The organism is Shewanella sp. 11B5 (assembly GCF_002836795.1).
Lineage (GTDB): Bacteria > Pseudomonadota > Gammaproteobacteria > Enterobacterales > Shewanellaceae > Shewanella > Shewanella frigidimarina.
In genome coordinates this window covers 1-8241 of the sequence record NZ_PJAP01000362.1, presented here as the reverse complement: position 1 = coordinate 8241, position 8241 = coordinate 1, and the positions used below count along the sequence as shown (strand labels likewise).

The 8241-nt window shown below is 43.7% G+C and carries 4 protein-coding genes; 2 read left to right on the top strand and 2 right to left on the bottom strand.

The features are described 5' to 3' along the window. The first annotated feature begins 86 nt into the window (after window positions 1-86). Window positions 87-1319 carry an efflux RND transporter periplasmic adaptor subunit gene (locus CXF78_RS08050; protein ID WP_102036472.1) on the top strand — a complete coding sequence of 411 codons (1233 nt, stop codon included), beginning with the start codon at window positions 87-89 and terminating at the stop codon, window positions 1317-1319. Window positions 1320-1328: 9 nt separating this feature from the next. Continuing rightward, window positions 1329-4493: an efflux RND transporter permease subunit gene (locus tag CXF78_RS08045; protein WP_257984868.1), complete on the top strand. Its 3165-nt coding sequence runs from the start codon at window positions 1329-1331 to the stop codon at window positions 4491-4493. A 90-nt stretch (window positions 4494-4583) separates the two neighbouring features. On the opposite strand, the gene CXF78_RS08040 is transcribed toward CXF78_RS08045, so the two are convergent. Next, window positions 4584-5543, bottom strand: coding sequence for a carbohydrate kinase family protein (locus CXF78_RS08040; RefSeq protein WP_102036470.1), 960 nt, complete (start codon window positions 5541-5543; stop codon window positions 4584-4586). Window positions 5544-5676: 133 nt separating this feature from the next. Continuing rightward, on the bottom strand, window positions 5677-8073 hold the full coding sequence (locus CXF78_RS08035) for a TonB-dependent receptor domain-containing protein (protein ID WP_102036469.1): 2397 nt from the start codon (window positions 8071-8073) through the stop codon (window positions 5677-5679). Window positions 8074-8241 lie beyond the last annotated feature (168 nt).

Sequence of the window (8241 nt, the reverse complement as noted above, 5' to 3'; positions counted from 1 at the left end):
TGGTATAAAAACATAGCCAAAGACAAAAGTAACGCACCCAATAGCTTGTTAAATAACGTAAATGCTATGGATTAGAGGACAGCACCATGAAGACGTTAAAATCAATTAAAATCACTTTGTTAGTAAGCCTAACGGCATTACTATTAGTGGCGTGCGGAAAGCAACCAGCACAACAAGCGAATACACCCGCAGCGCCTAAGGTGGATGTTGCCAACGTACTTTATGAACGCATTACCGAGTGGGATCAATTTACTGGACGCTTACAAGCACCAGAAAAGGTTACTTTGGTACCTCGCGTGTCAGGTTATATTGAATCGATTAACTTTAAAGAAGGCGCGCTAGTGCAAAAAGGCGATGTGTTATTTACCATCGACTCGAGTGTATTTACGGCTGAATATGAGCGTCTTAAAGCAGAATTAACCAGTGCAATATCTGCTAACCAACTTGCTGAAAATGACTATGAACGAGCCAATAAGCTGTTCCATCAAAAAGCGGTTTCAGAAGAGCTTATTGATACTCGTCGCTCTAACATGCACCAAACTGCTGCCGCAGTTGCATCAGTTAAAGCCGCGTTGACCCGTGCCCAACTTAACGTTGAATATACTCATGTTACCGCCCCAATTACGGGTCGAGTTTCATACGCAAATGAAACGGCAGGTAATTATGTCACCGCCGGACAAACGCATCTCACCAGCTTAGTGTCTACATCGCATATGTACGCTTACTTCGATATCGACGAGCGAACCTATTTAAAGTATGCCGCGTTATCGTTCGAGAACAAACGTCAAAATCCACGTTTGGGCAATAATGCAGTGGTCATGGCACTAGCAAATGAAACCAATTTTAATCATCAGGGTGTGATCGACTTTGTCGATAATACGGTTGACCAGCAAACAGGTACTATCCGCGTTCGAGCTAATTTTGCCAACCAAGACAATCAATTATTACCCGGCTTATTTGCCCGCATCAGCATTGCGGGTAGCGAGTCATACGACAGCATTCTAATTGACGATAAAGCTATTTTCACCGACTTAAATAACAAGTTTGTTCTGGTGGTGAATGACAAAAACACCCTTGAGTATCGTAGCGTTAGCCTAGGTGAGAAGCTTCACGGTTTACGTATTATTACTGCCGGTTTATCTCCTAACGATACCATCGTGGTAAACAGTCTGCAGAAGGTACGCCCTAACGTCACTATTGAGCCAAACCTTACAGACATGGCCGATATCGACAAATTAGAAGCATTACATCAAGCGCAACGCCTCCTCGATAACCAGCCATTAACAGCACGCGTTGCTGATGATGCAAGTCAGGGTTAAGGAAACCACATAATGTTGTCTCAATTCTTTATTAAAAGACCTATTTTTGCTGCTGTGCTATCACTGCTGTTCTTTATTTCAGGCGCGATCGCAGTATGGCAATTACCGATTACCGAGTATCCAGAGGTCGTGCCGCCAACGGTAGTTGTTACGGCAAACTACCCAGGTGCTAACCCTAAAATCATTGCTGAAACCGTTGCATCACCGCTAGAGCAAGAGATTAACGGCGTAGAAAACATGTTGTACATGTCTTCGCAAGCCACTTCAGATGGCCGCATGACGCTAACCATCACCTTTGCGATTGGTACTGATGTTGATTTAGCTCAAACCCAAGTCCAAAGCCGGGTCGAACGAGCAAAACCTCGTTTACCAGAAGAAGTACAACGCTTAGGTATTGTCACTGAAAAATCATCACCTAGCTTAACCATGGTGGTGCATTTAACCTCGCCCGACGACCGTTACGACATGTTATACCTGTCTAACTATGCGGTATTGAAAGTAAAAGATGAATTAGCTCGTATTACTGGTGTGGGTGCTGTGCGTGTGTTTGGCGCTGGCGACTACAGCATGCGAGTGTGGCTAGACCCTAATAAAGTAGCAGCAATCGGATTATCACCGAGTAATATTGTTGCCGCTATTCGTGAGCAAAACCAACAAGCCGCAGCCGGCAGTTTAGGCGCGCAACCTAGTGGCGACAGTGATTTCCAATTACTGATTAACGTTAAAGGCCGTTTATCCAACGTTGAAGAGTTCGAAGACATTATTGTTAAAGTAGGTGATCAAGGTCAGATCACTCGTTTAAAAGATGTTGCCCGGGTTGAATTAGGTGCATCGACTTACGCCCTACGCTCAATGTTAGACAATAAAGACGCGGCTGCATTACCTGTGTTCCAGGCCTCGGGTTCTAACGCGATTCAAATATCTGATGATGTCCGTTCTAAAATGGCTGAGTTGTCTAAGTCATTTCCAGAAGGCTTAACCTACGACATCGTCTACGATCCAACCGTGTTCGTGCGTGGCTCAATTAAAGCTGTAGTACAAACACTGGTTGAAGCATTATTGCTGGTTGTATTAGTGGTAGTGCTGTTTTTACAAACGTGGCGCGCATCCATTATTCCATTAGTGGCGGTTCCAGTATCACTTGTGGGTACATTCGCCTTTATGCACCTAATGGGCTTTTCGCTGAACGCCTTATCACTGTTTGGCTTAGTGCTGGCGATTGGTATCGTGGTCGATGATGCGATTGTTGTGGTTGAAAACGTTGAGCGAAATATCTCAGACGGATTATCGCCCGTTGCTGCCACTCAAAAGGCAATGAAAGAAGTGACCGGTCCGATTATTGCAACCACATTGGTACTGGCGGCGGTATTTATTCCAACTGCATTTATGTCAGGCTTAACCGGGCAATTTTATAAGCAGTTCGCGTTAACCATTACCATCTCCACCTTTATTTCGGCGATTAACTCGTTAACCCTTAGCCCTGCATTATCGGCATTATTGCTTAAAGGTCATCACGAGAAAAAAGATATGCTGACCCGTGGTATGGATAAGCTGCTCGGAGGCTGGTTATTTAATCCGTTTAACCGCATGTTTGCGCGTATGTCTAACGGTTACGGCTGGTTAGTGAAGAAAATCATTCGTTTTGGTGCTGTCATTGGTATTTTGTATATTGGTTTAGTCGGCTTAACAGGCTTACAGTTTGCCAATACCCCAACAGGTTATGTGCCTGGGCAAGATAAACAATATCTTATTGCCTTTGCCCAACTACCTGATGCTGCATCATTAGATCGCACTGAAGCTATCGTGAAAGAAATGTCACGTATTGCACTAGATCAACCGGGTGTAGCCCATGCTGTAGCCTTCCCTGGTTTAAGCATTAATGGCTTTACCAATAGTACTAACAGCGCCATTTTGTTTACCCCGCTGGATGACTTTGCCGATCGCAAAGATCCATCATTATCAGCAGGTGCTATTGCTGCCGCGTTAAATCAAAAATTTGCCTCGATTAACGGCGCATTTATTGCGATTTTCCCGCCACCGCCAGTGCAAGGCTTAGGCACCATTGGTGGTTTTAGATTACAAATTCAAGATCGTGCTAATTACGGTTACGAAGAGTTGTATAAAGTGACCATGCAAGTGATGCAAAAAGCATGGGCAACGCCAGAGCTAGCGGGAGTATTTTCGAGTTATCAAGTCAATGTGCCACAACTTGAAGTGAACATCGATCGCACTAAAGCCAAACAACAATCGGTGTCGTTAGACGAATTGTTCTCCACCCTGCAGGGATACATGGGTTCGGTTTACGCCAACGACTTCAACCAGTTTGGCCGTACTTATCAAGTGAACGTACAGGCAGATGAACAGTTTAGACAAACGCCTGAACAAATCGCCCAACTAAAAGTACGTAACCACCAAGGTGAAATGGTGCCTATTGGTTCATTTATTAATGTCACCAATTCATCTGGTCCAGACCGAGTCATGCATTACAACGGTTTTACCACTGCGGAATTAAATGGTGGTGCTGCACCCGGATTTAGTAGCGGTGAGGCGCAAGCTGCAATTGAAAAGATTCTAGCTGAAACCCTACCTAATGGTATGACATACGAGTGGACTGAGATCACCTACCAACAGATTTTGGCAGGTAATGCAGGCGCCTATATTTACCCATTAATTATCTTGTTAGTGTTTATGGTATTAGCCGCGCAATATGAAAGCTTAAGCTTACCAATAGCCATTATTCTGATTATCCCAATGACGCTGTTATCGGCATTAACTGGGGTGCTTATCTATGGTGGAGATAACAATATCTTTACCCAGATTGGGTTAATTGTACTGGTGGGGCTGGCAACCAAAAATGCCATTCTAATTGTTGAGTTTGCCAAAGAGTTACAAGATGATGGCATGGAACCATTGGAGGCCATACTTGAAGCCGGTCGCTTACGTTTACGGCCTATTTTAATGACCTCGATAGCCTTCATTATGGGTGTGGTACCTATGGTGTTTTCTAGCGGACCTGGTTCAGAAATGCGTCAAGCAATGGGTGTTGCAGTATTCTCTGGCATGATTGGGGTGACTATTTTTGGCCTTATATTAACGCCACTGTTTTATTATGCCCTAGCAAAACGTGGGAAAAATAAAACCGAGCTCGCCGAATCGGCCATAACGCACGATTAACCACGTTATTGATTCAGTGATAACAAAAAAAGAGGTCACCTAAGGTGACCTCTTTTTTATTGCGAAATAACTCATTTACACAAATCTGATTCACGATTGCACTTGTTCCAAAACGGGCAGAGCAGGAAAAGCGCCTTTTGTCGTACAGGTTATCGCACCACACTTAATCGCAAACTCGGCAGAAGTTCGAACGTTCACTCGATTAAGCAATTTTTGCACTAAAGGCCCAGGAGTAAAATATCCTTCATCACGGCCGAGTTCAAATAAAAACCCCGCAACAAAGCTATCTCCGGCGGCAGTAGTATCTATGGCAACAATTTTAGGCACCGGCAACTCAAAGGAAAACTCGGCACTGTGGCATAAAACGGACTCAGCACCATTGGTCACTAAAATTAACGTCACCCCTTGCTCAATACAGAATGCTAAATAATCGTCAAATGATATCCCACGCTCTAGAGCCAAATAGAGTGCTTCTTCTTTACTCATTTTCAACAGGTGTGTGTAACCAAAACATTGCTCCACTCGAGCTGATAGCAGCCGAGTGTCTTGCCATAGTGACAAGCGCAAATTGACATCAAAACTGACTAACGTTTGTTCTTTATGCGCTTTTTTAGCACCATAGAGACTCGCAGTGAAAATGGCCTTTTCAGTAAATGTATTTGAACAAAGATGAAAAATATCAATTTGAGACCAATCGATAGCATCAAAATCAGCTTCACGGTATAGCATGTCGGCAGTGCTTTGCCGATTAAAGCTAAACGCTCTTTCCCCTTGAGCATCTAAACTGACTAATACTGTGGCAGTAGCAGCATCTGGCACTAATGTTAAACAACTCACATCAACACCTTGTGCTGCCAATGCATCTTGCAACATCACACCATAATTATCAGCACTAATGCCACCAGCAAAAAAACTCCTGCCACCCAACTTTGCGTAACCCACGGCCACATTAGCTGGAGCGCCGCCAGGGATCGGCTCGTGCACTAAACCAGAATGGCCCACTGGCAGTAGATCAATTAATACTTCACCAAAACTCAATAATGTACTCATATAAAATGTCCAAAAAAAAGCCCATTTGCATGGGCTTGTTAACAGGGATTTCTAAAAACTAATGCAACCAATACCATTGCAAATAAGATGACTACAACTAACTTATTACAACTCAGACAATGACAATGAACGATTAAAACTCGTACTTAATTGTGGCACTGGTTGTACGACCGTTAATGGTTCTGGCACGAATAATATTGTTATCGGGTACCGAACCTTCTTCGGCTTCGGTAATACCAACAGTATCAAACAAGTTATTGACGTTAAGCGCGACTGATAACACATCGGTTAGCTGGTACGACGCAAACGCGTTCACTTGAGTGTAACCATCAAAACTTAGGTCATTGTTATCTTGAGCATAAGAATCAGTAGTACCAATCAAATTGACCCCAACAGAGCCTTTATCAAAGTTATAACGGCCCATTAGTGAGTAAATAAAATCTGCTTGGCGACGAGGAGTGTTGCCAATTACGCTGGGGTTAAGTGCATCTTTAACAATTTCAGCATCGGTCCAGGTTACGTTACCGCGGAAGTCGAAATCGCCAACGTAGTAAGCACCTTCTAGCTCAACCCCTTTGGCTTCATATTTACGGTCAAAGAATATTTGGCTCGTGGCTTCAAAATTTTGCTCTTCGGTTTCAGAGTAAAATGCTGTCGCAAATACCGACATATTATCGTAACGATACTTCACACCCACTTCATACTGGTCTACTTCATCAACTGAGTCTTCGTCTGAAACTGAACCATCAGGGTTCACTTTACCAAACAATAAACGGTCAGCATTAGCTCGACCACCATGGCTGATACGACCAAATGCAGCTAAATCTTCAGACACTTGGTAGTTAGCACCTAATGAGTAAGATAAGTATCCCCAGTCATAATTCACTAACTGTGGGTTAGCATTATCAATTGACGACACACTTAACTCAGGCTGAGAAATCACGCCATCACGGTTCATATCCACTTGTGATTGCACATTGCCAGCATAGTAACCACTGGCATCGCCAGAGTCATAGCGCACGCTACCGTCTAATGATAAATCGCCGAACTTAGATGACGCTGCAATATACGGGGCTTTAATGGTGTAGTCTGAATCATAATTACGTTGGCAACAATTGCCCCAATAAGGCACGCCATAAGCGTATAAACCATTATCTGAGTACTCAGTGCCATCGGCACCGACCACATCTAAAAGTGCCGCATTATCGCCTTGCACTTCCATCAAATAAGAGTTCCACATCCAAGTCATATTGATATTTTGCGTGGCAGTATAAAAACCAAAAGTGACATTAGAATCATCAAACGTCTTGGTTAATTTCATGTCATTGACGATAGAACCAAAGTCATTCATGGTCACATCAAAACTGTGCACCCGCATTGCTAGGTCACTGTCAAAGGCTTGGCCTGCTTTAGCGCCGTTAGCATAAATAAGTGTCGAACCTGCGCCACCAATACTGCTAGCAATACTTGAGCTGTTGCCCACTTCGGCTGGCATTAACGACATAAAATTACCGCTCACATCCGAGATGCGGAAACGGTTTTCTACTAACCAATCGTCACCTAAATCAAATGAGGCTTCTAGTCCCACCGAGTTAACAATCGGATTCATACCATCACGCATATCACCACGGCTGATATTGCCGTTAGCATCTAAGCGCAGGGTTGATAACATGTTAGCCGAATGAACCGTATCAGATTGAGCATCAAATCCAGGTATTGAGCTACCATCGGAATACATTGGCATCGGCAAATAACCAATGCTCCTATCATTTAAGTGCTTTACATACAAACGCACATAACCAGAGTCAAACTCTTTGGTTAAGTTAGCTTTAATTTGGCCACCCTTGTTCGCGGTGTAACCAGGATCACGCGGGCCATCGCCGGCGCGTACAAAGCCACCGATGTGAAAACGCATCGAGTCATTAATGCTGGTGCCGTATTCAAAATCAGTACGCAAAGTATCGTAATCTAGGCCTGCAGTAGATGAAATACTGCCAGCATCACTGGTGCCGGTTTTACTAATGACGTTAATAATACCGCCTGGTGCATTACTGGCAGCTGTTGATGCTGAACCACCACGGATTGATTCAATAGTTTGTGTTGTAGAATCAATACGTAAGAAAATATCCGCATTACCAAATGCAATATCACCAAACTGTAGAATAGGTAAGCCATCTTCTTGAATTTGCAAGAACTTAGCTCCACCTGAGGCAACCGGTAAACCACGTACCGCAATGTTGGCGTTACCTTCACCACCCGTCGATTCAACCTTCATGCCCGGAATAATACGGAACGCTTCGGCTGATGAACGAGGTGAGCTAATGGCTAAATCTTCTGGCGACACACTGCTCACTGACACGCTCGAGTCCATTACACGTGTTCCACGTGCCACACCCGTTACCGTAATGCGCTCAAGGCCAATGGCGTCTTTCTTGGTTTCCGCAGTATCTGCTTCAGCAGCCCACAAGCTCGAACTAACCATCACCGCTAGCGTACTCAATACAAATTTTTTAGATGTGCTTATTATCATTTTTATGTCCCCACATAGAGTGTATTGATGTTGTCTTATCTCCCCATAACAACATCAGTAGTATATTCATCAATCAACCTAAGCCCCAAACTAGCTCAGAGGCTAATCAAGAGACTAAATTAAATTTTTACTTAATCGATTAAGTTACAAGTTAGCAACAAAATATTA

What these genes read in the sequence shown, in the direction of transcription:
- CXF78_RS08050 (WP_102036472.1), top strand. Translation starts at nt 87, where the DNA reads ATGAAGACGTTAAAATCAATTAAAATCACTTTGTTAGTAAGCCTAACG.
- CXF78_RS08035 (WP_102036469.1), bottom strand. Translation starts at nt 8,073, where the DNA reads ATGATAATAAGCACATCTAAAAAATTTGTATTGAGTACGCTAGCGGTG.
- CXF78_RS08040 (WP_102036470.1), bottom strand. Translation starts at nt 5,543, where the DNA reads ATGAGTACATTATTGAGTTTTGGTGAAGTATTAATTGATCTACTGCCA.